Raw genomic sequence first — 25,972 nt, forward strand, 5'->3', positions numbered from 1 at the left:
AATTGTTTTTCCTCCGTCATTACCACTTAAATATTCTTTAACTGCTTGTATTTTTTCTTCTGGAGAAAATTTCACCATAAAAAATGCACCTCGAATTGTTAGAGTGTGTCTAACAATTCGGGTGCAGTTCACCTGATGGTTTAGGAATCGGCTTTTTTTATCTTCTTTAACTGAGGCACCTGTAAGCTTAATAGGGGTACGACTCCCACTCATTTCTCTATTAATTTTCCACTATCCGTTTCACCCATGTTAAAACACACATAGACTAATGATGACTTTACAAATTATTTATCTAAGGAGATGACTGTATTTTGAATAACCCTTACCAATACAATCCTTATCACTTTAATCAACAACAGCATTATAGCCCACACCATTATAAACACACAGTATTAAGTAACGTTGAACCACTTGTTCAATATGGATTACATGAAGCCCAGCACACTTCTTTTCCTCATGCCTTACGAGAAGTTGCGGCTATTACGTACCTTATGGGTATGGGATATGAACCTGCTGTAGCCCGCAAGATCGTTGAGTCTTGGGAAATCAACGAGGCATTTTACCCAGGGCAGATATAATTCCTACCCTTTCAAAAGGGTAATGAAGCACCGTTTACACGGTGCTTTCTTGTAAAAATTACTGGTATTGCGAAATTAAAGGTAGCTCCTTGTCTATTTTTGATTACCCTCTATTCTATAGAACGTACATATTCGGCTATTTTTAAAATTTCACCGTCTGTAAACGCAGGCTTTCCTTCATATCGAATTCGCTTAATAACCTCTTCAATCGTATTAGCACTGCCATCATGAAAATAAGGTGCAGTTGCCCATACCCCTCTTAATGTTGGAACATCAAAATGAAGAGGATCTCTTGGGTTTGTAAAACCTGCTCTAGCATCACCTTTAGATGGTTTATCTAACGGATTAGTAGTACCGATATTATGCAAATAATTAGTATTGCTAGTTGCCAAATGACCGTTTTCACCAATAGCCTTTACGCTATCAGTAAATTGGGCCCCTGCATGACATGCAATACAGCCTGCTTTCCCTTCAAACAATTTTCTTCCATCCTCTGCTGCAGAGGTTAGGCTTCCATCCTTAGTACGGTAAGGACTTTTTGGGACTGGGAATGAATCTGGATCATCGAGATAAGCAAACATCGCATCATACATATGCCGGACATCTTCAGGGAGTGGTTTTCCCGGATCAAATTCTTTCATACCACCCATTTCACCCTGCACAGTCAATAAATAATCCGTAAAATCATCACGACTGCCATCCCACATAAATAATCCGGTTTTAGTCGTTAAAACATTGCTTGGAACATCTCTTGGTCCTTTTGAAGTTTTTAAAGTAAGTCCATTTATTTCACCATCAGCATGACAAGAAATACAGCTCATCCAATTATTCCCTGTAATTCCTGTAGCAAACTCCTCGCTATTGGCACTATAAAAGATCGTTTTCCCTTCTCTTACTAGTGGGGACAGAGGATCTTTTGATATCAACTCAAGATTTTCACCTTTCATTTTTGCACGAGCGTATGGACTGTCTCCTCCTATAGAAATCTCGGCAAGATCATGACTCATAGCGTTGTGAACATAAACGGATTCGCCATCTTGTGAAATCACGGCACCTCTTGGATTATTTCCTTCTATTCTTCTTAAAATCTGTGTTGCATTACCACCACGTTTTAAATCGAATACAACGAGATCTTCACTTCCTGACATGACAACATATGCTTTGTTACCGTTTGGATGAAAGACGACATCATAAGGATTTGATGTAATGATTGTGTCATTCTTTTTATCTGTAACATTTATTTCTTCGAACAATTCTTTCCGTTCTTCAATCAACTCTTCATCAGTCGTTAAATCAATGACAGAGATGGCTGGAAAAATCGTTTCCTGAAAATGAATAGGAGTATCAACATTTGTTAACAAGTGTGGAATCCAAGCCTTTTTTCCATCGGGATCAATCACAAATTGTTCTAATGTATTTGGAATCCCTTGGCTTTTTTTGCGATCGCTATTATCTGGTGAATCGGCAAGGGAAATTACTTTACTTATTTTTTCAGTTTCGGTATTAATCACACTAATTTTCGCATCTAAATAATGCGGAACATATAACTTATGCCCATCTGTCGTAATCGCTAATGTTCTAGGTCGATCGCCGACTTTAATCTCAGACTCAACCTTTTTATTAGTTAGATCGATTACTGATAATGTACTAGATCGATAGTTTGCAACATACAGCTTTTTGCCGTTCTGACTTGTTACAACACCATATGGTTCAATTCCGACATCAAGAGAATCAACCACTTTTTCTTTTTCAATTGATATGATGTCAATTTTATTGTCATACCTACAGGAAACATACAAACTATTTTCATCTGGTGAAAGGGTTAGTTGTACCGGGGATTTCCCGACTGGTATTTCAGCTGTCACCTTTTTTGTTTGACTGTCAACAATGGTAACTGTATTTACATCAATATTGGCTATATAAATAGTATTACCAGCCTTATTCATAACAATATTGTTGCTGTTAACAGCATAGTCCCGGACAACTCCTGGCTCTTTCTCTTTTATAACTGCGTTTATTCCTTCCTTACAACCAACTAACGCCCCCATCAATAGGAGCGTTAACCAGAAAAGGGCAATTTTCTTCACGATTACCTACCCTCTTTATCTTTATTTTTTTACTTCAACAGGTACAAGAACAGGTGCAATGCCGTATTTACCATGACCCGCTTGAGTTTGTGGAACTTGATCTCCATCTGTGTTTCCAGACTCATCACCATCAATGTAAAAATCACCCGTATCCCAGAATTCACTTGCCTGCATTCCTTGTTTAAGATCTGGACCATCTATCACAGTTTTATAAAAATCAACATATCGTGAAATAATGGTTTCCACTTCCAATGCTTCTGGCTGTTTTTCATCACCTTCCATATTGCTTAAGTTATTAATCGCAACACGTAAGACAGCAGATACTCCACCTGCAGTAGAGGCATCATATTTCATTTCGCCTTTCACAGTTTCATAGGCTTTTGCCTCATTATCCCAAAGCGTTTCATCCATTGCTTGATAAACGGTACGAGCAGCATTACGATATTTTTCATCTTTTGTTGCAAGATATGCTGCTGTTAAGCCGCGAACGGCACCAAGTTGTGCATTTAATGTTGTTTGCTTATCTGCACCTTTACCGAATGTATAGCCTTTTGCAACTAAGCCTGAATCTGTCATCAGTTTATCAATGATAAAATCTGCTTGTTTTGTCATGAGTTCAATTGCACGTTTACCTTCTGCTGTATTTAATCCTTCAGCGTCTTCTGAATTTGCATATCCAACTGGAAGACCATCAATTGCACGCTGGAAAATACGGAGTGATTCAATTGTATAACCTGCATTAAACGTGTCTACATAATTTCCTTGCTCTTTACCATTATGTTCAACTACAAATGTACCTTCTTTTTCATTAAAGTGCATGGCATCAATGTTTTTAAACACATGAAGCAGTACGTCACGGTTAACAGAGTATGGATCGTTTACAGTCACATCGTTTCCTGCATTGTTATCAAGATTTACTTTTGGAGCAGCAGGATAAGGATCACTGTCAAAAAGTGCTCGGAATGATGGTGCGACATTTTTATTTTCTGGACGCTGATCTGTCGTGCCGAAGAATTCAGATGACGGCCAAAGCATTAACCATTGATCTGTTAAAATGCTCCGCGCATCTGTTACTTCTAGTGACTCGGCATTAGGAACGTCTGAATTTCCGTCCTCTTTTACTTGGATTGTATGAGGTAAATAAACATAGCCTTTTGATGGATCATACTGACTTCCAACACTTGCAGGAAGTAATTTTTTATCATTTTCCTTGTAAAATAAGTGATTACGAACGTAATTTAATTTGTTCCAAATTTCCTCTACTAGAATGGCTCCCTGCATACCATCTGCTGAGCTGACACCAATGGCAACGTTTTCATCATGATCATCTGTGGGTGTTTCACCTTCCAATTCTTCATCACCGTCTACAGTATGAAACCCACCCATAAAATCCCCGGCCCAAAGAGCTTGTTTTAAGAATACCCCACCATATGCTGCCGGATTTAAAACTTTATCCATTTTATTACGATCCCATCGAAGCGACTTAAAGTTAACTTGATATTGAGGAACGTATGTATTTTCTTCCCCTGAAGCATAGTTAGAAGTATCTACTTCTTGAATATAATGAGGATCACCTTTTGCATATTCAATAAAGGTAGGAAACATATTCCTATGAATCTCTTCACGAGGATAGCCAACTGCATCAGCTAATTTATAGAAACGCTCTGCTAATAATTCATCTGATTCTTTCCCCTGCTTTTTAGCTAATTCCTTGACAACTGGACCATTAATTAAATGTAGCCCTAACCCTGATTTTTCTACCACTTCATACATGGCTTCCTCTGAATATTCATACGATTCAATTCCTGCTGTATAATCAAACTTTGTGGGCGAATCTAATTTTTTGGGATCAAGAACATCCAAATCAAGCCCTAGTCCCTCTACTAAGGGTTCTCCTGAAAGTTCAAATTCTGCATAGGCGAACATGTTACCTGCTGTATCAAACGAATAATCTGTCACAGGTACTGTTACAGAAGCGTTTGTCACGTCCTTACTTACTTGTTGCTTTTGCTCTGATGTTTTTTCTTCTTTTGCAACTTTCTTATCGCTCGTACATCCAGCAATTAGTACTAAAGTGGATGCAAGTGCAATAGATGACATCACTTTCCATGGCTTGTTTTGCATAATAATATCCCTTCAACATAATAATTTTATCTATCATCATAATAAAATAAAGAATAAATTTGATTAATAGCTAATTAACAACTATTTTTTAAACTAATCTAAAGAAAATCTTCATTTTAATTAAGAAATTTTCTTAATAAGCATTTTTGGTATAACAGGCTCTTCTAACTTTTTGTTCTTAAAAGAAAGCTTTTGATCTATTCCAAAATATCGGTCTAAACTGAAAACATAACTACGTTGTATAAAAAATATAATTGCAAATGCGCTTGTATAAAGGGTCAGACTTATTAAATTCATATTTCCTGAAAGAATAAAATTCACATGCATAAAAAGACAAATGGAAACAGAAGGAATAATCAAGAATCCAACGATCAAACATATTCCCAAAATAATTTGCACAATAGGAATTGTATAATTGAAGAAAATAACATGATCTAATGCTATATGTTCAATGAAATACCTATAAAATTCTGGAACATTCGGTTTTTCTACTGCTGTTAATAAATACTGTTCGATAAAAACACCAGGTTCACTAAACCAGTGTTTTTCACTAATCTTCGTTACACCTGCTAATAGCCATCCTACACCAAAAAGAATACGCATTACAGATACCAATAATTGCAAGACCACTTTATTAATTAATGTACTCATTATTATCACCTCCTACGAATCTATTAAGAATATTCCATAACAAAAATGATAATGATTATCATTTTCGTTTATGATTTTATACCTAAATGATAATCATTGTCAATCAAAATTGAGTGAAAATTAAAAAATATATGCTATAATGAAAAATTTAATAGTTTAAAATAGAGTAGTATACATATTAATTGTAAGAATAAGGAGAAAAAATGGATCGATTTAAAAACGTTTTAATTACTTCTTTTTTATTAGCAAATATTATCGGACTTTGTGTTTGGATTTTTTCTATATTGAAATAGAACGCCGTACTTCATGATAAAGAAGAGAAGGGTACTGACTAAGTCAGCACCCTATGCGACTGCCCGTCGCACAAAAAGAGCAGCATTTCAGCCGCTCCAATGTTATCCCTTTCTTCTTATTTTCGCTTGAACATCTGATAATTATGGTTTAAATAATCCTTGTAAATGGTACCATTCCTCACTAATCTTATAAGAAAACAGATTAAACCCCAATCGCTTCTTTATTAGCATTCGATTCTTTGAATAGCTGTTCCCACTGTTCATATAGGCTTTTAGCTGTCTGATAATCATCGAAATCCGCTATTAAATCTTCCTGTAATTTCTCTTTTAAATTGCGGCATGATGCCTCCCATTCCTCTAAACTTTTTATATCAAAAAGTTTTGAAAACCTTGGTTTCATACTTTCCCAATTAGAATAAATGGTATTACACCATTCCAACAATTCTTCACGGTATTGTAGTTCTTCGTCTAAATCCACACCTTTATCTGTTTCAACCTCAATTTCCTCTTGATAAGCAGCCCTTTCCATAAATCCTTCATGGAATGGTTGTTCCTCTTCCCATTCCAAACGTTGATCAGAATCGACTTTAATTTCTTCTTGATAAGCAGCCCTTTCCAATAATTCCTCATGGTATGGCTTTTCGTCTTCCCATTCCAAACGTTGATCAAAATCGACTTCAATCTCTTCGAATTCCAAACGTTGATCAGAATCGACTTCAATCTCTCCTTGATTCGCATTCGTTTCTTTGAAAAGCTGTTCCCACTGATCATATAGGCTTTTAGCGTTCAGATAATCATCGAAGTCCACCTTTAAATCTGACTGTAATTTCTCTTTTAATTGACGGCATGATCCTTCCCATTCCTCTAACCTTTCCATATCAAAGAGATTGGTAACCTTTGGTTTCATACTTTCCCAATTAGAATAAATGGTATTACACCATTCCAACAAATCATCGCGGTATTGTTTTTGTTCTTCCATTTTGAAACATTCCCCTCACCAAGGTTATTTATTTTTTCTTATCCTGATTATAAGGACCACAAATTTATACTATGTTCCACGTTTGTCCTAGGATTAGACATTCACCCATAGGTAAATAACAACATGACATCATAAAACGGAGAGGTTTCAAGACGCTATTTATCAGTTCTAAGTTTTTATTTATGATTAAATTTTTTATTGGCAATCCAATAATTCGTTACCCAGAGTGTCAGCAAAATACAAGCAATTGTTAGTAGTACATTGACTATTTCGTTAAAATTAACCGAACCTGTGATTAGTGATTCCATTGCATGTTTACTCATGCTGGCTGGATTTACATAATCAATTGCTGGATTCAAACCGACGATAATTCTGCAACCTAAAAGGTAAACAATTGAAATGAGTGCGATAATACCTTGACTGTGAAAAATAGTACTAATCATCGTTGTAAAAGATACGATATAAAGAACCCATACAAGATAAAACAATAGTGCAGCAATCATGTCTAAAAATGGAACATCTTCGAAAAGATAATTTACGTAAAGAAAAGAAGAAAGGTATCCAATCGTTACACTAAAAGCTACTATCAAATAATTTGATACAATTTTTCCACCGATATATGAAATAACAGTAACAGGTCGAGTTAAGATGAAGGCCAACATACCATTTGATTTATCTGTTTGAATTACCCCCATCATTGAGATAACAATAATCATAATCCCAAGCTGATCAAATTGGGACCCTAACGTGGTGGCTAGTACTTTTCCTCCTTCTTGAGCTGTCACACTCGAATCTATTGTAATGCCAGTCCCTCCACCTAACGATTCCAAAATGGATGGCAAGTAATAAGTTACAATTGGTTGAGTTATCCCTAAAAAGAGAAAGACAATCGGTAGCCAAATAACTTTAAAATCACGTACCATTTGAACAAATTCTTTTTTTGTTAGTACAGTAATATTATTCATTTTTCACACCACCAATTTTAAAAATATTTCTTCTAAACTATCATTATTGATTTCAAATTTTACGATGTCCACGTCGTGAGAGAGTGCATTCATCAGGAGCATATTTTTGTTTTTTTGGATGTTTTCAACTTTTATTTGGACTTTATTCCCTATGACCTCGACTTCCTTCACATAAGGTAATTTTTTTATCATGCCAATCCATTTTTGATCCTTCGATATAATTTCTAAATTTAATTTATTTTCGTTATTTCGGTTCAACAATTCAGTGATTGTTGTATCTTCTATTTTTGTTCCATTTTTAATGATTACAAATCGTTCACATATTTCTTCTGCATCGCCCAATATATGAGTTGATAATAAAATAGTAGTATCTTTTTTTATTTCCTCGATCAGGTTTAACACTTCTCTTCGCCCAATTGGATCTAATGCAGATACTGGCTCATCCATGACAATAAGTGAAGGCTTATGTAATAGTGCTTGTGCGATACCAAGTCTCTGTTTCATTCCACCAGAAAATGTGCCAACTTTTGAGTTTTCTTCACCTTCTAGTCCGACTTTTGCTAAAATTTCAGGTATCTCGTTTGTTAATTCTTCTTTTAGCATTCCAGAAAGTTGACCCATAAACGTAAGCGTTTCTTTCGCTGTCATCCAATGAAAAAAGTTAGGGTACTGTGGCAGGTAACCAATTTCCCTTTTCATTTTCGATATTTTTTTCCCATTCAACAAAACTTCACCAGAGTCTGAATTGATAATATCTGAAATCACTTTTATTAATGTGGACTTCCCTGCCCCATTCGGACCGATTAATCCGACACATTCTCCTGAATTCAGTTCCATCGAAAAATTATTGACAGCCATTTTTCCTTTAAATTTTTTCGTAACATTTTTGATTTCTAATTTCATATTCTCTCACTGTCCTTTCTCCCTATGGTGAAGTACAGAATAGGTCCAAGTGTATTGGCAAATAGAATAATTAGCACCCATGGGAGCATATTTTTTCTTGTCTTTCTATGGCGGTATAAATCAATCAATGCAATTAAAATTAAGATCGTACTTACTACAATAACTGGCATTATTATAGGTAGAAAAGCCATAAAATCAATATCCTTTAGGTCACCCAGACCATATTGCAGCTTCATTTCCATCGTTCCCTTCAATCTCATTCTCATTCTCAATAATGATAACTTAGTCGCAGGTGTGTTGCAATAGCTATTCTCATTATTTATAATGAGATTAAAATTAAACAATGAATGAGGTGAAATTGTGAGTAACAAAATTGAAGTTATCATGCATCCAGTAAGAATGAAAATTTGCCAAGCATTAATGAGAAATAAAGAAACTGGACTAACACCATTAGAAATGGTAAAAATCATTAAAGATGTGCCTCAATCAAGTCTATATAGGCATATACAAACCATGGTGGATTCCGGTGTCATCCACGTTATTAATGAAAAAAAGGTGAAATCTGTTTCCGAAAAATATTATGCCTTAAATGAAGAAGAAGCAAGAATTGACGTAGAGGAATGGAAAAAGGCTTCTAACGAGGAAAAATTAACCTATTTTTCCTATTATCAATTATTACTTATGACTCAATATCAAGATTATCTTAAGAAATTAGAAGAACAAAACTGCCAAGAGGACCTTGCTGCTTTTTCTGTAGTTGAATTAAAGATTGATGAGGAACACTTTATACAATTTCAAAACGAATTAAACGATTTATTGACTAAATACTACAATACTACGAGCAAGAAAACAGATTCTCCGGTTCGAACAATTGCTTTTACAATTATTCCAGATGCTTAACAGACTAGAAAAAGAGAGTCTTAATTTACCTAGATGGCTTGGAGTATTCTTCGAGCCATTATTTATGCAAAAAAAACCTTCTCCAATGTGGGAAGGGCTTCAATTAGGAGTTGATCATTCAGCTTCTGTTTACTTAAAATTATAACATCTTTGGCTTTTTCACTTTAGTTGGAAATGTAGGGGGACTCATTTATAATGATTTTATTATGTATTTCTTAATAATCAAAATGATAACTAAGATAAATGGAATGATAATTTGAAATGGGATGTGGAAATAAAGTGGAACAACTTTCAACCCAATGAACAAGTGTTGAATAATGTTTTTAGATAATGTAAATGCAAATATAAATGTTAGTATCGTTGTAACCATAATTTGTCGATTTGGCTTTGCGTTTGGAAACAATTGAGTAAGTATCATTAGCCCCCCGTACATATATATGGAAATTTTAATAAATCCACCTATAAGATTGATTATTACTGCAAAAACCTCTATGTGTGGTAGGAACTCTAAGACGCTGGTAAGTTCTAAAGCTTTTACTAATGGAAATACATACAAGTTAACTGTTTCAGAACTTAGCAAGCCCAGTATCATTTCTCCGGCTATAAGTAGTATCACTCCTGTTGTACACAAAGAAATCCAACCGTATTTTCGTAGAGTTTTGATATCGTTTACATACGGAAATAACATAGTAAATACAATAAGCTCCCCATACGGAAAGGTTAATCCGGTTGGGAAAACAGAAGAGATTATTTGCTTCCAACTTGTCCGAAATACTGGAGTTAAACGGCTGATTTCAAAATAAGGAGATAGGAATCCCAATGCTATAAGTACCAAAATAATAATTCCTGAAAAAATACATAAAATCAGTGAACTCCTAGCTGTAGCTTCTATTCCAAGAAAACAACTATAAGACACCACCAGAAGAAAAGTAAAAGATATAACCCCGAAAGGAATATTGTTAAAAAGCACTTCACCAATGAAAAAAGAGAAATCTTTTAACACTCTTCCTGCAATGTATAAAAAATATAGACAGTAAATAAATCCAAGTAGTTTGGATACCCATTTTCCAAATCCCAGTTCTAAAAGTTGAATCAAATTTCCCCATTTTCCCAATGAGTGAAGCAGGATATAAAAATAAAAAATACCAATTCCCAAACCTACCGATAACATGATTGTAATCCAAACATCTTGTTTAGTTTCAAAGTTCCATCCTACGATGATGGCGCTTCCAAGTAAAAAGTTAATCATTAAGGAGAATAGTTCCACTGGAGCTAGTCTGACCATCATTCTATCGAATCCTTTCCATGCCTTGAGTCTATTTTAATGACGATGAAATCTCTCCTACATCGATAAGATCAAACTTTACTTTTGTTCGAATTTGTACAGTTGAATATGCTGTATCCCAATTGTTTTTTATTCTGTTCCACCTATCTGGTTGTTTTCGATACAAAACTTCTCCAAATCCCTCTATATCAGTTTTTTTATTTTGCGTTTTCGTTATCAGTTGATTAATCTTTTTTTGAAGATCATGCTCTGCATTATGTTCCAATACGGCAATGGCTTGGACGGTAGAAGTGTCCATTTTGCATGAAACATCAGACAACTTACCTTTCATTTGAAGCTGCAGAAGAAAGGATGGTCCTCCCTTATTATATTGCAAACGAATAACCGGTTTACTACGAACATCTTTCCATGTCACATATCCAGGTTGTTTCCGACACTTTGTTACCAATGTGATATCATGTATTTTGCTTCGAGTTAATGCCAATAAATTACTTTCCCTTGAAGAAAGCCAATACGAAAATCTTTGATTTTTAAAAACGGCAAACCCCTCCATTGCCAGTAAAGCATTAGGCGATGACTTTTCAATATTTTCTTTCGAAGTACCTTTCGAGGAAAGTCCTTTTATGGTGATATAAGGGATGGTTAGTTCCGTTCTATTTTTATTCAACATTTCCTTTATTTTGTTGGAAGTAATATTAGGAAGTTTCCCCCAGGACTCTCGTTTTCTATTTAGCATTTCTGTCAATTTGCTTCCTGAAACTTTTTGAACCGGCGTAACGATTTGAAGCAGTTTATCTACTTTTGCTCCTTTAGATATGACAAACCTTATATTTGCAGGCAATTTAGATTCCCTCATAAAGTAATGGGTAAAAGAAGAAATTTCTTCGGTTTTTACTAATGATTCCCCTATTACAACAACTTCCGTATTATCTAAGTAGATCTCTCGTCCCAATTTTTCGTGAATACGGTCGATTGCTTCAGGAATGGTTTTCCCTTGTGCACTATACGTATATGCACTTTGTTCACCTGAACCGTCTTTGACAATGGAGGATGGATTATATATTTGTACGCTGGCGATATATCCTCTCTTGCTTTTATCGATCCCAATCGCGGAAACCACGTTGATTCTATTTAACGAACTATCCTGTACCTGTTTGCTGACGATTAAGGAGATGATTAATCCTATTGCTAAATAGAGTGTTATAGTTGATTTCCTTAACATAATATCTCCTTCGTTACGCTTTATCAGTCTCATCAATCATTTCTTCATTTGTGAAGTGAGATTCATCGTTTGTCATTTCTTCCAGAGATAGTTGAATAGCGCTGTCTTTTAAATCATGAGCAACGAATGGAGCTAAAGGTGATAAATAAGGGATGCCAAAGCTGCGCAAAGAACAAAGATGAAGCAATAACACAAGAGAAAATAAAGCGATTCCGTAAAAGCCAAGAGCCGCGCCCCCGGCAGTAAAACTAAGAGTGATATTTACCGCCGATAATCTAAGTGAGTAAATAGGGATAACACTTAGGAAGACATATGTAATACTAACTACAACTAAGCTGGCAGCTGATACCAATTGAGATTCAATTGCAGACTGCCCCAAAATGATCGCCCCAAAAATGGACACCGTAAAAGCAATATTTTGAGGCAAGCGATTAGTGCTTTCGTTTATTGCGATAATCACAATCAACAAAGCGGTTACTTCCAACGAGGTTGGAAATGGCACCAATTCTCGTTGTGACACAAAACCCACAAGAAGTTTTACGGGTAATAAGTTTGCGTGGTAAGTCATAAAAGCTACGTATATCCCTGGAATATACAAAGATAGGATAAATAGAAAAAAGCGGATCAAACGCGCATTAACCAATCCGGTCTTACTTGTATAATAGTCCTCGGGTGTTTGGAAAAATTGAATGAGAACTGCAGGAGCGATAAGTACAAAAGGAGTACCATCTACAAAGATTGCAACTTTTCCTTCCAGGATTTCGCCTGCTACCACATCGGGTCTATCTGTATTGAGCATAAGTGGAAAAAAAGTTTTGGTCTCCTTTGTCAGAACCATTTCAATGTAATTCGCTTCCAGCACTGCATCCAACTGGAGGTTTTCTAGGCGTTCATAGATTGTATCTAATATTTGCTTATCCACTACGTTTTCAATGTACATGACCGATACGTCTGTATGGGTGTTTGTTCCATACTGTTTGGTTGTTACTCTTACATTCGGATTTTTAATAATCTTACGAACAAGAGAGATGTTTATACTTCTGTTTTCGGTGAAACCGACATCAGGTCCTTTAGCAACTCGTTGTCCTTTCGGGTTTTCTATACTGCGTCCATTCCATTTGGTTGTATCAGCTGAGAGAAACGTATTTGTTCCTTCCATCATTACAAGTGTTTTGCCTGATAGTAACTCAACGGAAGCAAGTTTTAAATCTTCAATACGTGTAATTATTTTTGATTGAATGACGGCTAATTCAATAAAAGAAATAAGTTCTTTATCAGATTGAAAATGTGGTAGGTGGTATGTCAACAGGGGTTCTATTATATATTGTTGAACAGTATTCGAATCAGCAATTTCATCGATGAATAGAACTGCCGCTTTCTTATCTACGCTGGTCAAAGTAATTTCTCTAAATTGAAAATCTGAACTATTCCCTAACATGGCTTTTACGGTTTGTATACTGTGTTGCAAATCACTTGATACCTCGTTGTTACTTTTCATTTTTACCACCAGTAATTATGAAATAGATACCTTATTTTCTCTTTACAGGTTAAAAAGTATGCATGAGAAGTAAGAAAAAGCATCGCCGCTGCGATCCTTTTTTTACTCAAGCACCCGTTACTTTAAGTGATGTATTTCACAAGTTATTTAATTAATTTATTTTTGTTTTCAAAAATGTACTGGAATCCATATAGGAAAAAGGCTTTGTAAAAAGAAAGGAAAAATTGAAAATTATTAAACTTATTTTCATGGTAGACAATCATGCCGCGCTGCGGCACCATCAAATGAATGAAAATAGTTCATAATCCCGTCTAGTTTTCATTGTACCTGTCAATCCTTTTTGTAGGCTGGCGAAGGATAGTCAAGAAGGCAACATCATTTTCATAAAAGTAAAATCTTTTTCGACACATATTTTAATAAATACATTTTGCATTAACTGGTAGTTTTCTAATGTGTTTAAGGAATTTAGTCATTTTTTTATCGTCTTCAATTGGATATATGTACAATAAATGTGCTGCTACATCTTTTGCTAGTGTTCCAAACAATTCACAAGTAACAAATATTGATCTCCAAAAATTCTCATAGTTATCGTCAGAATAAGTTTCTTCGTACATTTCCCAATAAGATTCAGGAAGGAACTTTTTGAAATACTTACCCATCTTCCCCGTCGAAACTTGGAAGTCGTGTTTTATGCCGACCCACCAATAAACCATCTCATCTAGTCTAACCCTTATTACATATTCAAACATTTGCTTTGCATATGGTAATTCATCACGCCATATTCCTTTTCCAACGTTCTGTAGACACCACCAAAATTCATTACAGCAACTAAAATAGACTGGTTCTATTGGCTTCTTTACCCAATAATCAATATCTGAAGGAGCAGGGATGGGCGGAAGTATATGGTCCTTATCTAATAAAGGAGTTGTAAGTTTATCCTTGATATACCCCTCATCCATAAATTCTCTTGTTTCGAGATGAAGGTCTATACGATTCCCATCTGTAAAGAGCATTAAATATCCATAGGACCTGTCAAAATCCATATCCATACCAACATGTTTATCATTTTTATCAGGTTCTTGAATCATAAGTAAATCTCCAAAAATACTTATCCATTTTTCATCTTTTATGAAAGAGGCAGTTTCCGTCACTACATAAACAATATCGTAATCCTGAAAAATATCCTTTGGGGCATTTGGATTAGTTCTTGAACCGTTCATATAAACAGCTCGAATACGTTCATCCTTTTGTGCTATTCCTAATATCAAATCATACATTTCTTTTTCGGTTCTCAATTGCTATCCACCTCCTAAGATTTCCATCTATTTGTTTCCATTAAATATCAATAATTAATTCTTTCTATATAAATAATGGTATTTCCTTTAATCCACAATACATTTGTTATTTAAATAACTTTCTCAGTTGGCAGAAGAAGGAAATAGGGATATTGGTCTATCTTACCCCAAAAAACTTAGTACTTTACACTCGTTGACTAAAATACCCATTTAAACGATAATGATAATCGTTATCAATGATAATAATTATCAATTATTTAGGGGGTTTTATTATGTTTATTACATTTTTAAAGGAAAACCGTTTGGTCTCACTGCTGCTTACTTTACTTCGACTCTATCTTGGTTGGCAGTGGTTAAATGCTGGTTGGGGAAAAATCTCAAGTGGAAAATTTGATGCAAGCGGCTTTTTGAATGGAGCGGTAAAGAATATGTCTGGTGAACACCCTGCTGTTCAACCTTGGTGGGGGAATTTTTTAAAAGAGGTCGCATTACCATATGTCGATCTTTTTAATGTAATCGTTCCTTGGGGTGAATTTTTAGTAGGTCTCGGATTAATTTTAGGTATTTTCACCTCATTTTCTATACTAATGGGGATTACTATGAACTTTGCTTATATGTTCTCTGGAACAACCAGTACAAATCCACAAATGGTTTTACTAGGGATGTTTATTCTAGTTGCTGGACTAAATGCCGGAAAAATTGGTTTGGATCGATGGTCCATACCGTTTTTAAAAAGATTATTTTTAAAAACGGCAGAGAAAGAACAATTTCCCCAAAGTGCTTAAAGGGAAGACAAAATCAACAATTTGCCTAAAAATACGAAAAACGTCTGCTTTATAAGCAAACGTTCTTTGGAGGTAAATCTTTATTAATTTGGATTTGGTGTAGTAATAATATATGTACAAGATATTAAAACTGAATAGGCAAGTGCTGAGAGAAATGAAAAAAAGTTCTCCAAAATCAAGCTTAACTCATTGGTTATTCAAATGTAAGGCTGCATAAGCTAGAGTGTAGCCAAAACCCATAACCAATCCATGGACCATACACCTTGGTGAGTTATAGTTTCAACCAAAAAAGCCCTTATAGGGCTTTTTTAGTTAAGAATAATTGTTTCTTCTTAGAAACAGATTACTGCTCCTACGATGATTAACAAGATAAACAATACAACAATTAAAGCAAAGCCGCCGCCATAGCCGACACCGCCGTAGCCACAACCACCAAAACCACCATAACCAAACATATTATAGCCCTCCTTTAGGATTATTCCTTACAATTTATGTTAAGAGCTTAAGAATGGGAAGGGCTTTTTCACTAGGTCTTTTACGAGACAACTACATTCCCTATGACGAAACCCGCCATATGTAGCGAATAGCTCATTTCTTTAATATCTTAATAAATAAAAAAAAACATTCGGCCATTTTTTGTCGAGTAGATATAGGACGTAAGCCGTTACTTTTGTCCAATGGTTGCATTTATTATAGTAATTGCTTTTAAAAGCGCTTTGATAAAGGTTTTTTATCCATTTTTTAGGGAAATACACTAATTGGACCATGTGGAGGGTATTGAATGGCAGTAAAAAAGAAAGACAAGTTCTTTAATCATTTAAATAGTATTTCTTTAAATTTAAAAGAAAGTGCGAACTACTTTGCTGACTACAAATTAAAAAATGTTAGTGATCTTAAAATTTTTTCCGAAAAGATGAAAGAATTTGAATCAAACGGGGATGCCATGGTTCATGACCTGATTAGAGATCTAAATAATGCCTTTATCACTCCATTTGAGCGTGAAGATATTTTAGCTCTTTCCGTCAGCATGGATGATATTTTGGACGGTTTATACCATACAGCTGCCTTATTTGAAATGTACTCTATAATTGAAATGGACGATTTTACGCTGAAATTTGTTGATGAGATCAAAAATTGTGCAACGGAAATTGATGCAGCTATTGAACTGCTTTCCACTAAGAAATTGCTTCATATTAGAGAATACGCAATCAAAATTAAAGAAATTGAGTCGAATTGCGACCATATTCTGCGTGCATCCATTAAACATTTGTTTACCGCTGAAAAAGACCCAATCCGAATTATTAAATACAAACAAATCTATGAAGGCCTAGAAGAAATCGCGAACTGCTGTCAAGCAGTGGCGAATTCGTTTGATACCATCATTATGAAGAATGCGTAACACGCTTTATCCTCCAGAAAGTATTTTGTTCCTCCATATTGCACTATATCCCAAGAAAAAAAGCTTCAAACCTGAGGCTAATTTTTTTGGTACGATTTATTTTAAAGATAGTAAAGTCATTTGTTGACCCCTTTTTCCTTCAAGTGTTAGGGTCACTTTTTCCCCTTGATGTTCAAATAATTCATTTAACATGCTGCCTGATGCTTTGGCAGCATACGTGATCCCATTAGATGTGATAAAACGAAACGTTCCTTGAGGGTCCACCCCTCCTATATGTGCTGCCACTTTGATTTGATTCGTAGCCGTTGCTGTTGTGGCAGGGATTTTGATTTCTTGGCCAATTTTCAACTTTGCTGAGTCTACGGTTGGATTTAGTTCTTGAATCGATGAGACAGAGATCGTAAGGGCTTTACTGATTTTTGTAAAATTGTCACCGGGCTTAATCACATACACTGATGTACTTGGTTTTGTTGGTGCTGGCAGGTAAGTAGTTAAATAGGTTTCACTCACATACGCTGTTTTGCCTTTGAAATTAATCTGAGCCCATCCATTTATAGATGCTTCGACAGACACTCGATCGTTTAATCGTAACGTACCTATTACAGCACTGCTCGTAGAGGCAGCTTCCCTCACTCTCAAGGAAGTGGCCGTTACATACATGGGTTTGGCTTGAGTGATCACTGGTTTCGTCGTTTCTTCTTGTGCTGTAAGATAATTGGCACTCACAAAACAAACTCTTCCTTTGATTAGAATGCCAGCCCAGCCGTTTTCTATGAAGGAGACCTTCACTACATCCCCTTGTATATATTTTCCGATGACACGGCTTTCCGTCGTCGGGTGTGACCGAACATTTAGAGTGGTGGCGGTAACCGTTCTGTTATGTACTTTTGGTAAAAGAATTTTTTTACCGTTAATGGAAGTTCGGCCATTGGCCTCTACTATTTCTTGTACTGTTACTCCATGCGCTGCAGCAATCTCTTCGATTTTTTCACCGCTTTTTACTTGATATGTATATTCCTGAATAAAGGCTGCATTTGATGTGCTTGCAAAAAAGCTAAGGACGACGGTAAAAATACCCGTCACGACAAGTTTTTTTACTGGGCTAGTTTGTATCCATTGGTTCACCTGTGACACATATGTATTCCAATTGGCACGAATATCTTGTAGGAATCCTTTGACATCTAATACATTTCGAATATCAAAATAATGGACTCGTTGATCATATTCGCGTTTTTCCATCCTTGAAGTGAACTCTGGGACAGGTTTGGTTTGCTTGCTTTTTCCGTGGGTTTCTTTCCTGATTCGTGTTAATTCACCATTTTCAAATAATTCGTTCGTCATAATAACTTGTTCTCCTATTTCCTGTTTAGGGTCATTCATTTGTTGCCATTTAAGATAAATGGACGATTATGTATTTTTATAAGGCAGACGATCATGGGTAACACTAAATGCGGCCCATGACCATTTACCTCCCCTATGTATATTTCGACATTTTCCATCATTTTCTGTCCCAATTTTCGTTGGTTTTTCAGAAATATACGAAAATACTGCACACTGACTACATCACTATGACAAATTTTTCAAAGGCATTCCCCTATATATTTGCATACGTATATAAAGAAGGAGTGAAATACAGTGAATGCTCAAACAGAAAATAAAAAAGAATCCAAGGAAAATAGTAATTCTGACAAGGAGGAACTGATTTCACAACTTGAAAAACAAGTTTCCGTTGCTGTCTGGATTCAATTTATTGGTCAAATCATGGAGGCGTACTATTTATCTAAGATTATGTTGGTTGATGAGGAAATGCGATCGGATGCCAATGAAAGACAAATATTACTGGGAGCATGGATTCAAACCATAGGCCAATTTTTAGAAAGTATTGGTGTTACAAAACAAGTTTTAACGGATGAGGAATCGCTCACGTTGGAAGCTCAAGAAATCACCAATTTGGGAGATTGGTTACAATCCTTAGGGCTTGTATTAGAAGCAAACGCAGGTACGCAAATTATTCTGGAGGAAAAAAAGAAAGAATTGGAACCGACCAAGGAGTTCTTGCCATAACAGTTATGTATTTGTTGAAGTTTGAAGACTTAAATTGTTACATGGCTAAACAACTACATTGAAAATAGGAATGGGTTGGAAATGAATCAATCGAGTATGCTCTTGTTTAATGAAAATGATAAAAGACGGATATTTCTGCGGCCTCATGCTTTTTATCACCATTTTTACTATGGGGGACCACATTTCGGCACCCCTTTCTGGGGAGGATTTACGGGTGGAATGATGGGCGGCTACCATTTATCCCCATATGGTTACAGCTCCCCTTATTATGGATATGGTTATCCTGGCTATTATCCTTATTATTAGTTTAATGACTTTTTTAACTGCCATGTGCAAGAAATTATAGTTGAAGATTGGGGTTGCGGCTGCAACTCCTTTTCTAATTCCACTAACTACCGTTTAGTTTATTAAGATATCTTCCATCTGTTTAATTGAGTGCCAGCTCATGTTATAATGAGTAACTTAGGATAATTACTACATTTACTTAGAATTGAACGGATGCTAAGAGAAGCCTCCGCCTAGCGATAAAATATGAGGTGTAAAAGAATGAATAAACGATGGACGATTGGTAAAATTAAAGAATTTGTTGAGAACCATTCGGAAAGCAAGTTGCTGACTACGGAATACCAAGGTTTTTCGCAAAAGTTACTATTTACATGTGCATGTGGCAACAACTTTGAAAAAACATTTACGAAATTTAAAAACAATAACCAACGTAAATGTGACGTGTGCCAACCCCCAAAAGCGACACGATAACGTATAGCGAATAAACGAAGTGCCAATTTCTATTAAAGAGAAGTTGGCACTATTTTTATTTTATAGGGAGAATATAAGTGGATTTCACCTAAGTTTTCTAATCTTCGAACGGAATGATCGTTTGTAAGTTTTTTATTAAGATAATATTTAAAAAAACGGTATGAAAAGACTACTTAAAATTGATATTAATTTCCGTTTATTGTAAAAAATATAAATTTTATCCCTTTTTAAATCGAAGGTCCTATTCTAAACTAACTGTCTATCGACTACCGGACTATTTTTCTATTTACAATCTTCATATTCAATTAATAAATCCCCTTTATAATCAAAGCCGTGGTAAAGAAATGTAATCTGAGAGGGGAATATGAGCATGACAAATGAGAGATCTTTGGACGAATTAATTAAGAATTTTAACGAACAAAATTTGAAAAAGAATATTGACCGCCGCAGCTTTCTTCATGGAGCCGGCAAGATTGCGGGGCTGTCCCTAGGGTTGGCTATTGCTCAATCAATGGGAGGATTTAAAGTAGATGCTGCTCCGAATTTCAGCGAATACCCGTTCACTCTTGGTGTTGCTTCTGGCGATCCGCAATCAGACAGTGTCGTTTTATGGACCAGGTTAGCTCCGGATCCGTTAAATGGCGGAGGAATGCCCTCTCATATCGTTCCCGTCAATTGGGAGCTTGCAACAGATGAAAACTTCCACTTCGTTATCAAACGAGGAACAGAACATGCTTCGCCTACCCTCGCCCATTCTGTCCATGTAGAAGTGAGCGGCCTGAAGGCGAATACGGTTTATTATTACCGTTTCAAGACCGGAAATGAACTAAGCCCGGTTGGAAAAACAAAAACCCTTCCGGCAGCAGGTGCCAGCGTAGAAAGCATGACGTTCGCATTCGCTTCCTGCCAGCAGTATGAACATGGGTATTATACTGCGTACAAGCATATGGCGAAAGAGGATCTCGATCTTGTGTTCCACGTTGGCGATTACATATATGAATACGGTACGAACGAGTATCTTTCGGCAACGGGCAATATCCGTGCCCACAAAGGCGATGAAATTATCACGCTTGAAGATTACCGCACTCGCCATGCCCAATATCGTTCAGATGAACACCTAAAGGCTGCGCACGGTGCATTCCCATGGGTTGTTACATGGGATGACCATGAAGTGGAAAACAACTACGCAAATGTCATTCCAGAGAAAGGCCAGTCTGTTGAAGAGTTTATCAAGCGCCGTGCCGCTGCTTACCAGGCTTATTACGAGCACATGCCGCTTCGCAGGTCGTCATTGCCGCACGATGGGGGCATGCAATTATACAGGGATTTCACGTATGGTGATTTGGCGAACTTCTATGTTCTTGATACACGCCAGTACCGTGATGACCAGGCGAATGGTGATGGAACGAAAGCTCATACACCGGAATCCTTGGATCCAAAGCGCACTCTTCTTGGAACAGAACAAGAAAAATGGCTGCTTGGCAATCTAGGAAACTCGAAATCTCATTGGAACGTCCTTGCCCAGCAGATTTTCTTTGCGCAGCGCAAATCCGGAAGCAGCACGGCTCCAAAATACAGCATGGATTCATGGGACGGCTATCCGGCCGCACGCCAGCGCGTTACGGATTTCGTTGCTGGACATAACAGCAACAACGTGATCGTTATCACTGGAGATGTCCATGCAAGCTGGGCTTCTAACCTGACAACGGATTACAACAATCCAGACGCTCCGATTTTTGGAGCAGAGTTTGTGGGAACATCGATTACTACAGGAGGAAACGGATCGGATTGGCGTGCAGACACAGCCAAATCTTTAGCGGACAACCCGCACATCAAATTCTTTAATAATTACCGCGGTTACGTTCGCTGCCAGGTCACTCCGCAACAATGGCGTGCAGATTACCGTGTCGTTCCATTCGTTACTGAGCCGGGAGCAGATATTTCAACAAGAGCGTCATTTGTTTATGAGAAAGACCAGAAAGGGATAAAGGAAATTGCAGCCACCACGGTGCCTATGGGTATCCCAATGTCTGAAGAAGTAGAAGAAGACCGCCACAAAGCCCACGCACGAGCGCATGAAATCCAAATGGAGAAAAAGCGCAAACGCGAGGCCGTTCCTAATTAATTAAGATAATACCTGTAGAGTAGCAGGCGTTTCATACGAAGGATACAAAATAGACTATTCTATTTTGTATCCTTTTTAATTGGAGGCATAATATCGTAGTTATGCCTAGAGGACAAAGATTCAAACTTTGAACTAAGAAATTTTTACGGTATAGATTCAAAGATAGTGAAAGAATGGGATTTTTTTTGCACCCTCCAGTTGAAGAGAAAATAGTAATAATTTTAAGCTTTTTGGTAAATTTTAAAATTAAAACTGTTGAAATCGGGTGTTCCTATTGCGTGTTGTTCTGTGCCTAACTCTGGTACTTTGCTGCTGGAAATTTGGAGATATAAAAAATTGGAGAAAATATTACCCCACTATTTTATACCTAATCGTAAATAATTTATTATATAGCTTTTTTGTTAACGGAAAATATTTTCTATGGAAGTTGAAACCTGATTTTTTATTAAACCATACCTTTTCAGTATTAATTCAAACCTTCATCAATTTTCCATGTATTGTCATACTATTTTTGTCCTATTTACCTAAAAATCGGAAGAATCAAATAATGTATTTACTAATATCGGGAGTAATTCTTGTTGGTATCGAAGGTATGATGTTTATTGGTGGAAAAATCACCTATCATAACGGGTGGAACTTCTGGTGGTCAATCGCCTTTAATTTCTTGTGGGTTATTATGTTGAGATTTCATTACCTTAAGCCGATTCCAGCTTGGTTGGTTTCTTTTTTATTTTCAGCTTTTTTTATCATTTATTTCCATATTCCGTTGCCTTAACACAATCTATTGTATTTCTGGTTCTGCAACAGTATCCATACTGAACCCATTTACAAAACAGATACTCAATTACACGATTACTCCTGGACAGGTGGCGAACGTTTCTCACAACTATAACTGGGATGAAGATCGCTTCGAATCTTGAAGGGGTCTTTGTATGTTTATATAGATGGGCTGGTCTAACTTATGATTTAGTTAGACTTTTTTGCGATGGGCATACCCCTACTCAAGTTTACTGGTATAAGAGAGTGATAGTTTGGCAATAATGATGATAGTTCCATATTCGAGGGGGTTATGAGGGTGAAAGAGAATAGGTTGTTATTGTCAGAGTTTGCGAGTGAGGAAGGTTTTGAGCTTAACAGCTATCTTACCAGTTTGTTTGAATACTTTTCTAGTTTGACAAAAAATGAAGGTACGAAGATCGAGCCAACCCCTTGATTTGTGAGGAGTGGCTTTTTTTGTGTGTTAATTTTACTGTGTTTGGGATTGAGAATGGGGTTTCAGGCATTTACTGGCAACCAGTGGATTCATTCCATGGTTTTACTGTCGACTTTTGATAGTTTACTGTCGACTTTTTTCACTTTACTGTCCACTCTTGATTTTTACTGTCCACTTCTATCAACTTACTGTCCACTTTCCCCTATTTACTGTCCACTCCCTCCATTCAACCTCAAACTTTCCAAAAAGCCAGGCGCAAGACTGGCTCCGGTAACTTTATTTTTTTTTCCATTGGACCAGCCTAATTTCAAGACTTAAAACCATTAAGTTACCTTTTTTAATAAAAACACAGCCAACTTTTTACCTTAAAAAAATTTATCGGCCACTAGTCTGTTTCCTGCTCCACCCCCCCCTAGAAAACCACTAAAAACTAAAAATCCAGGCGTTCAGCCTGGATCAGGTTATTGTCTTTCCTTTTTCGCAGCGGACCACCCTAATTTCAAAACTTAAAACCATTATGTTACCTTTTTTTATTAAAACCCTGCCACCGCCTGAAATTTGGTGTCAGGCACCGCGACACTCGAAGGAGTATTGGTGTCAGGCACCATGATAATTGCTTTGAGATGAATTGCGGTGCGATGGAGTTTTCGCAAATGTTGCCTATTCGGCGAAGGCGATTTTGGGTTCATTTTTCAAAAATGTGTTTTGGATTGAGGGTTGCCTTCCTCTTTGGGCGTGTTTTTGGGTATAATAGAGGAATATGGATTTTTTGGAGGGGGTTGTGGCTTTGGAGTCGACGCCTGCAAGTGAACGGATTGAGCTTTTTGGGGATCAGGTGCGGGAATTGCTGCACCCGACGGTGACGGAGGATGCGAAGCTTGTTCAGAAGGGCTTGATGCTGTACCGGCAAGGTCTGGTGAAGCAGTTACAGATATGGAATGAGCAGATTACTGCGACGGTCCAGGATGTGACGCCTTGTTATGTGAAGTTGAATTTTGAGTTTTTGTCGCAGAGTGAGTGCTCGTGCCCGACTGAGGGGTTTTGCCGGCATCAGATGGCGGTGTTTTTGAGTGCTTATTCTCGGGTTGGCAGTGTGGCGGATTGGGTCGCTGAATGGCGGGAGCCGATGCGTGAGTCGAAGGCGGTTTCGGACTGGGGGCTGCAGACGGCGAAGGATTTGATTAAGGCGAATGGGGTGTCGAAGCCGGATTATGGGCGTTGGGTTCATTCGTTTGAGGTGAGTTTTGATACGCTGCTGGCGACGAAGAAGTATACGAGTCCGTATGTGATTCCGGAGTTGTTTGGTATTTATGAGCGCCGGATTCATGCGAGTGCGCCGGTTGAGCAGGAATGGCGCTTGCTGTATGAGTTGGTCGGGATTGTGGTTTCGTTTCGGAAACTGGCTCGGCTGAGTGAGCAGCTCGGGCATGATGAGGATATGGTGAAGCGAGCTTATTTGCATTTGTTCCATAATTTGATGGATGATGCGGAGGAGCTCTCGATGAAGATTGGTGTGCAGTCGCTGCCGTTTGATTTTGACGAGTTTGTCGATAAGTTACGGGAGGATACGTTTGAACTGCTGACGTGTACGCAGGGGTTGGCGTATGAGCGGATTTTCTTGTACCGGTTGTTGTGGATTCATTTTTTCAAGAAGAAGGCGTGGCGTGAGGAAGAGCTGGTGAAGATTCAGTCGCGGATGAAGGGGCTGCAAGATTGGGAGAGCCCTGCCCCGCTGCTGCTCGCTGGGATTCATTTGAATTTCTTGCTTGGGGATGATGAGGCGGCGTTGAAGTTGACGGGTCCGTTTGGCGATGAGGAGATTGCACCTTATTTGGTGTATTGGATTGAGTATTTGTCGGGGCTGAAGGCGTGGAAGCGTGTTGGCCCGGTGATTGAGTTGTTTTTGCAAAAGGTGAAGGGTTATTTGGAGTGGCTCGGCGGGTATCATAGCTGTGCGACGTTTGTGCGGAATGCGCTGCGGGCGGTGGCGCCTTATTGTACGGAGAGTGACCGGGTGGATTTGTATGAGCGGGCGATGCTTTCGATGCTGCCGTATAGTTTTGGGGATTACGAGTATGTGTTGTTTGAGCGCGGGCAGTATGATCGCTGGGGTGAACTGCAGGCGTTTGTGGGCTTGGATTATTATGAGTTGCCGAAGGACCGTTTGAAGCTTGTGGAGAAGGAGCGGCCTGAGGTGCTGCTGGCGATGCTGCATCAGACGGCGCAGCGTGAGATTGATCAGAAGAACCGGGCGAGTTACCGGATGGCGGTGCGGCATTTGAAGAAGCTGCGGACGCTGTATAAGAAGCTGAAACGAGTCGATGACTGGGAGTATTTCTTGGATACGTTGATGGAGCGGACGAAGCGGCTGCGGGCGTTTCATGAGGAGTGTAAGCGGAGTAAGTTGATTGAGGGTTGATACAAAAGGTGCCGGTTGATACTAACGACGGGTTCCGTTTAGAGGTGCAAACAACCTATTACACATCTTGTATCTCCCTGAAAATCTCAAAGTCATTCACATAAATAAACACATAAGAAAACGCTGTTGAATCTGACCTCAACAGCGTTTTTCATTTAACTAAAGCTCATTTATTAGTTGAAGATTGGCATATTAAAGGAAAAAGACAGGAATGATGAACACTAATGGTGCAAGAGTAAGCAAGGAAATGAGCTAGACAAGACCAGCTGCTTTTTATATTAAATATTTGCTGCTTCTGTATAAAAGGCCAGGGAGTACCAAACATAATGAAGTAGGACGGATGGAAGGTGGATCCACATGAAAAGGAAAAAGAATTATTTTGAAAATAAAACAGCCATGGTCTGGAAAATTGAACTATAACCCGAATAATG

At 37.4% G+C, this 25,972-nt stretch carries 24 protein-coding genes and 2 pseudogenes; 12 read left to right on the forward strand and 14 right to left on the reverse strand.

The genetic code is table 11. The features are described 5' to 3' along the window. Positions 1 to 213: pseudogene (locus J7E66_RS24680) on the reverse strand (hypothetical protein); the annotation flags it as partial. Positions 214 to 311: 98 nt separating this feature from the next. On the opposite strand from J7E66_RS24680, the gene J7E66_RS24685 reads away from it, so the two are divergent. Beyond that, on the forward strand, positions 312 to 578 hold the full coding sequence (locus J7E66_RS24685) for a hypothetical protein (protein WP_215004757.1): 267 nt from the start codon (positions 312 to 314) through the stop codon (positions 576 to 578). 110 nt (positions 579 to 688) lie between these two features. Here J7E66_RS24685 and J7E66_RS24690 read toward each other — a convergent pair whose 3' ends face one another. The 7 genes from J7E66_RS24690 to J7E66_RS24720 all read right to left on the reverse strand — a co-directional run bounded on the left by J7E66_RS24690 (position 689) and on the right by J7E66_RS24720 (position 8,816). After that, positions 689 to 2,626, reverse strand: coding sequence for a beta-propeller fold lactonase family protein (locus J7E66_RS24690; protein WP_215004814.1), 1,938 nt, complete (start codon positions 2,624 to 2,626; stop codon positions 689 to 691). A gap of 60 nt (positions 2,627 to 2,686) precedes the next feature. Further along, complete coding sequence (locus J7E66_RS24695) at positions 2,687 to 4,789, reverse strand: hypothetical protein (RefSeq protein WP_215004760.1); 2,103 nt, start codon at positions 4,787 to 4,789, stop codon at positions 2,687 to 2,689. Between the two features lie 120 nt (positions 4,790 to 4,909). After that, positions 4,910 to 5,440 (reverse strand): DoxX family membrane protein, encoded by a 531-nt coding sequence (locus tag J7E66_RS24700; RefSeq protein WP_215004763.1) that lies wholly within the window; start codon positions 5,438 to 5,440, stop codon positions 4,910 to 4,912. Positions 5,441 to 5,935: 495 nt separating this feature from the next. Continuing rightward, positions 5,936 to 6,712 carry a hypothetical protein gene (locus J7E66_RS24705; protein WP_215004766.1) on the reverse strand — a complete coding sequence of 259 codons (777 nt, stop codon included), beginning with the start codon at positions 6,710 to 6,712 and terminating at the stop codon, positions 5,936 to 5,938. A 176-nt stretch (positions 6,713 to 6,888) separates the two neighbouring features. After that, positions 6,889 to 7,677, reverse strand: a complete 789-nt coding sequence (locus J7E66_RS24710; RefSeq protein ID WP_215004768.1) for an ABC transporter permease — start codon at positions 7,675 to 7,677, stop codon at positions 6,889 to 6,891. Positions 7,678 to 7,680: 3 nt separating this feature from the next. Further along, positions 7,681 to 8,580: an ABC transporter ATP-binding protein gene (locus J7E66_RS24715; RefSeq protein WP_215004771.1), complete on the reverse strand. Its 900-nt coding sequence runs from the start codon at positions 8,578 to 8,580 to the stop codon at positions 7,681 to 7,683. Then, the gene (locus tag J7E66_RS24720) at positions 8,577 to 8,816 is read right to left on the reverse strand and encodes a PLDc N-terminal domain-containing protein (protein ID WP_215004817.1); all 240 of its coding nucleotides are present in this window, start codon (positions 8,814 to 8,816) and stop codon (positions 8,577 to 8,579) included. Before J7E66_RS24720 ends, J7E66_RS24715 begins: the two co-directional genes overlap by 4 nt. 124 nt (positions 8,817 to 8,940) lie before the next feature. Between J7E66_RS24720 and J7E66_RS24725 the strand changes: the two genes are divergently transcribed. Beyond that, positions 8,941 to 9,480, forward strand: a complete 540-nt coding sequence (locus J7E66_RS24725) for a helix-turn-helix domain-containing protein (RefSeq protein WP_215004774.1) — start codon at positions 8,941 to 8,943, stop codon at positions 9,478 to 9,480. Positions 9,481 to 9,670: 190 nt separating this feature from the next. Here the strand turns inward: J7E66_RS24725 and J7E66_RS24730 are convergent, their stop codons facing one another. The 4 genes from J7E66_RS24730 to J7E66_RS24745 all read right to left on the reverse strand — a co-directional run bounded on the left by J7E66_RS24730 (position 9,671) and on the right by J7E66_RS24745 (position 14,780). Then, complete coding sequence (locus J7E66_RS24730; protein WP_308162578.1) at positions 9,671 to 10,768, reverse strand: GerAB/ArcD/ProY family transporter; 1,098 nt, start codon at positions 10,766 to 10,768, stop codon at positions 9,671 to 9,673. A gap of 28 nt (positions 10,769 to 10,796) precedes the next feature. Beyond that, on the reverse strand, positions 10,797 to 11,987 hold the full coding sequence (locus J7E66_RS24735; RefSeq protein ID WP_215004780.1) for a Ger(x)C family spore germination protein: 1,191 nt from the start codon (positions 11,985 to 11,987) through the stop codon (positions 10,797 to 10,799). Between the two features lie 13 nt (positions 11,988 to 12,000). Then, the gene (locus tag J7E66_RS24740) at positions 12,001 to 13,485 is read right to left on the reverse strand and encodes a spore germination protein (RefSeq protein WP_215004783.1); all 1,485 of its coding nucleotides are present in this window, start codon (positions 13,483 to 13,485) and stop codon (positions 12,001 to 12,003) included. Between the two features lie 413 nt (positions 13,486 to 13,898). Next, positions 13,899 to 14,780, reverse strand: a complete 882-nt coding sequence (locus tag J7E66_RS24745) for an aminoglycoside 6-adenylyltransferase (RefSeq protein WP_215004786.1) — start codon at positions 14,778 to 14,780, stop codon at positions 13,899 to 13,901. Positions 14,781 to 15,052: 272 nt separating this feature from the next. Between J7E66_RS24745 and J7E66_RS24750 the strand changes: the two genes are divergently transcribed. Then, the gene (locus J7E66_RS24750; protein WP_215004789.1) at positions 15,053 to 15,565 is read left to right on the forward strand and encodes a DoxX family protein; all 513 of its coding nucleotides are present in this window, start codon (positions 15,053 to 15,055) and stop codon (positions 15,563 to 15,565) included. Between the two features lie 332 nt (positions 15,566 to 15,897). Here J7E66_RS24750 and J7E66_RS24755 read toward each other — a convergent pair whose 3' ends face one another. Further along, positions 15,898 to 16,020, reverse strand: a complete 123-nt coding sequence (locus tag J7E66_RS24755) for a YjcZ family sporulation protein (protein WP_168241215.1) — start codon at positions 16,018 to 16,020, stop codon at positions 15,898 to 15,900. A 326-nt stretch (positions 16,021 to 16,346) separates the two neighbouring features. On the opposite strand from J7E66_RS24755, the gene J7E66_RS24760 reads away from it, so the two are divergent. Then, a complete protein-coding gene (locus J7E66_RS24760; RefSeq protein ID WP_215004792.1) occupies positions 16,347 to 16,964 on the forward strand; it encodes a DUF47 domain-containing protein in 618 nt (205 codons plus the stop codon). 96 nt (positions 16,965 to 17,060) lie between these two features. On the opposite strand, the gene J7E66_RS24765 is transcribed toward J7E66_RS24760, so the two are convergent. Further along, the gene (locus J7E66_RS24765; protein WP_215004795.1) at positions 17,061 to 18,305 is read right to left on the reverse strand and encodes an SH3 domain-containing protein; all 1,245 of its coding nucleotides are present in this window, start codon (positions 18,303 to 18,305) and stop codon (positions 17,061 to 17,063) included. A 294-nt stretch (positions 18,306 to 18,599) separates the two neighbouring features. Here J7E66_RS24765 and J7E66_RS24770 point away from each other — a divergent pair, with 294 nt between their 5' ends. The 8 genes and pseudogenes from J7E66_RS24770 to J7E66_RS24800 all read left to right on the forward strand — a co-directional run bounded on the left by J7E66_RS24770 (position 18,600) and on the right by J7E66_RS24800 (position 25,541). Then, positions 18,600 to 19,028, forward strand: coding sequence for a hypothetical protein (locus tag J7E66_RS24770; protein WP_215004798.1), 429 nt, complete (start codon positions 18,600 to 18,602; stop codon positions 19,026 to 19,028). Positions 19,029 to 19,109: 81 nt separating this feature from the next. After that, positions 19,110 to 19,334, forward strand: a complete 225-nt coding sequence (locus J7E66_RS24775; RefSeq protein ID WP_215004801.1) for a hypothetical protein — start codon at positions 19,110 to 19,112, stop codon at positions 19,332 to 19,334. Between the two features lie 240 nt (positions 19,335 to 19,574). Continuing rightward, on the forward strand, positions 19,575 to 19,784 hold the full coding sequence (locus J7E66_RS24780; protein ID WP_214717985.1) for a hypothetical protein: 210 nt from the start codon (positions 19,575 to 19,577) through the stop codon (positions 19,782 to 19,784). A gap of 370 nt (positions 19,785 to 20,154) precedes the next feature. Beyond that, a complete protein-coding gene (locus tag J7E66_RS24785) occupies positions 20,155 to 21,909 on the forward strand; it encodes an alkaline phosphatase D family protein (RefSeq protein WP_215004804.1) in 1,755 nt (584 codons plus the stop codon). A gap of 265 nt (positions 21,910 to 22,174) precedes the next feature. Then, positions 22,175 to 22,684: a CBO0543 family protein gene (locus tag J7E66_RS32435; RefSeq protein WP_308162579.1), complete on the forward strand. Its 510-nt coding sequence runs from the start codon at positions 22,175 to 22,177 to the stop codon at positions 22,682 to 22,684. A gap of 4 nt (positions 22,685 to 22,688) precedes the next feature. Then, positions 22,689 to 22,799: pseudogene (locus tag J7E66_RS32070) on the forward strand (cupin domain-containing protein); the annotation flags it as partial. A 185-nt stretch (positions 22,800 to 22,984) separates the two neighbouring features. Beyond that, entirely contained in the window at positions 22,985 to 23,122 is a 138-nt protein-coding gene (locus tag J7E66_RS24795) for a hypothetical protein (RefSeq protein ID WP_168240856.1), read from the forward strand. 787 nt (positions 23,123 to 23,909) lie between these two features. Beyond that, entirely contained in the window at positions 23,910 to 25,541 is a 1,632-nt protein-coding gene (locus tag J7E66_RS24800) for an SWIM zinc finger family protein (RefSeq protein WP_251033124.1), read from the forward strand. Positions 25,542 to 25,972: the final 431 nt, after the last annotated feature.

This window comes from Bacillus sp. ISL-7 (assembly GCF_018613065.1).

Bases quoted from the DNA above. Each gene is read 5' to 3' on its own strand.
- J7E66_RS24735 (WP_215004780.1), bottom strand. From the start codon at position 11,987: ATGTTAAGGAAATCAACTATAACACTCTATTTAGCAATAGGATTAATC.
- J7E66_RS24775 (WP_215004801.1), top strand. From the start codon at position 19,110: ATGAATCAATCGAGTATGCTCTTGTTTAATGAAAATGATAAAAGACGG.
- J7E66_RS24700 (WP_215004763.1), bottom strand. From the start codon at position 5,440: ATGAGTACATTAATTAATAAAGTGGTCTTGCAATTATTGGTATCTGTA.
- J7E66_RS24690 (WP_215004814.1), bottom strand. From the start codon at position 2,626: ATGGGGGCGTTAGTTGGTTGTAAGGAAGGAATAAACGCAGTTATAAAA.
- J7E66_RS24750 (WP_215004789.1), top strand. From the start codon at position 15,053: ATGTTTATTACATTTTTAAAGGAAAACCGTTTGGTCTCACTGCTGCTT.
- J7E66_RS24755 (WP_168241215.1), bottom strand. From the start codon at position 16,020: ATGTTTGGTTATGGTGGTTTTGGTGGTTGTGGCTACGGCGGTGTCGGC.
- J7E66_RS24785 (WP_215004804.1), top strand. From the start codon at position 20,155: ATGACAAATGAGAGATCTTTGGACGAATTAATTAAGAATTTTAACGAA.
- J7E66_RS24720 (WP_215004817.1), bottom strand. From the start codon at position 8,816: ATGAAGCTGCAATATGGTCTGGGTGACCTAAAGGATATTGATTTTATG.
- J7E66_RS24760 (WP_215004792.1), top strand. From the start codon at position 16,347: ATGGCAGTAAAAAAGAAAGACAAGTTCTTTAATCATTTAAATAGTATT.
- J7E66_RS24715 (WP_215004771.1), bottom strand. From the start codon at position 8,580: ATGAAATTAGAAATCAAAAATGTTACGAAAAAATTTAAAGGAAAAATG.
- J7E66_RS24780 (WP_214717985.1), top strand. From the start codon at position 19,575: ATGAATAAACGATGGACGATTGGTAAAATTAAAGAATTTGTTGAGAAC.
- J7E66_RS24695 (WP_215004760.1), bottom strand. From the start codon at position 4,789: ATGCAAAACAAGCCATGGAAAGTGATGTCATCTATTGCACTTGCATCC.
- J7E66_RS24710 (WP_215004768.1), bottom strand. From the start codon at position 7,677: ATGAATAATATTACTGTACTAACAAAAAAAGAATTTGTTCAAATGGTA.
- J7E66_RS24730 (WP_308162578.1), bottom strand. From the start codon at position 10,768: ATGATGGTCAGACTAGCTCCAGTGGAACTATTCTCCTTAATGATTAAC.
- J7E66_RS24765 (WP_215004795.1), bottom strand. From the start codon at position 18,305: ATGACGAACGAATTATTTGAAAATGGTGAATTAACACGAATCAGGAAA.
- J7E66_RS24705 (WP_215004766.1), bottom strand. From the start codon at position 6,712: ATGGAAGAACAAAAACAATACCGCGATGATTTGTTGGAATGGTGTAAT.
- J7E66_RS24740 (WP_215004783.1), bottom strand. From the start codon at position 13,485: ATGAAAAGTAACAACGAGGTATCAAGTGATTTGCAACACAGTATACAA.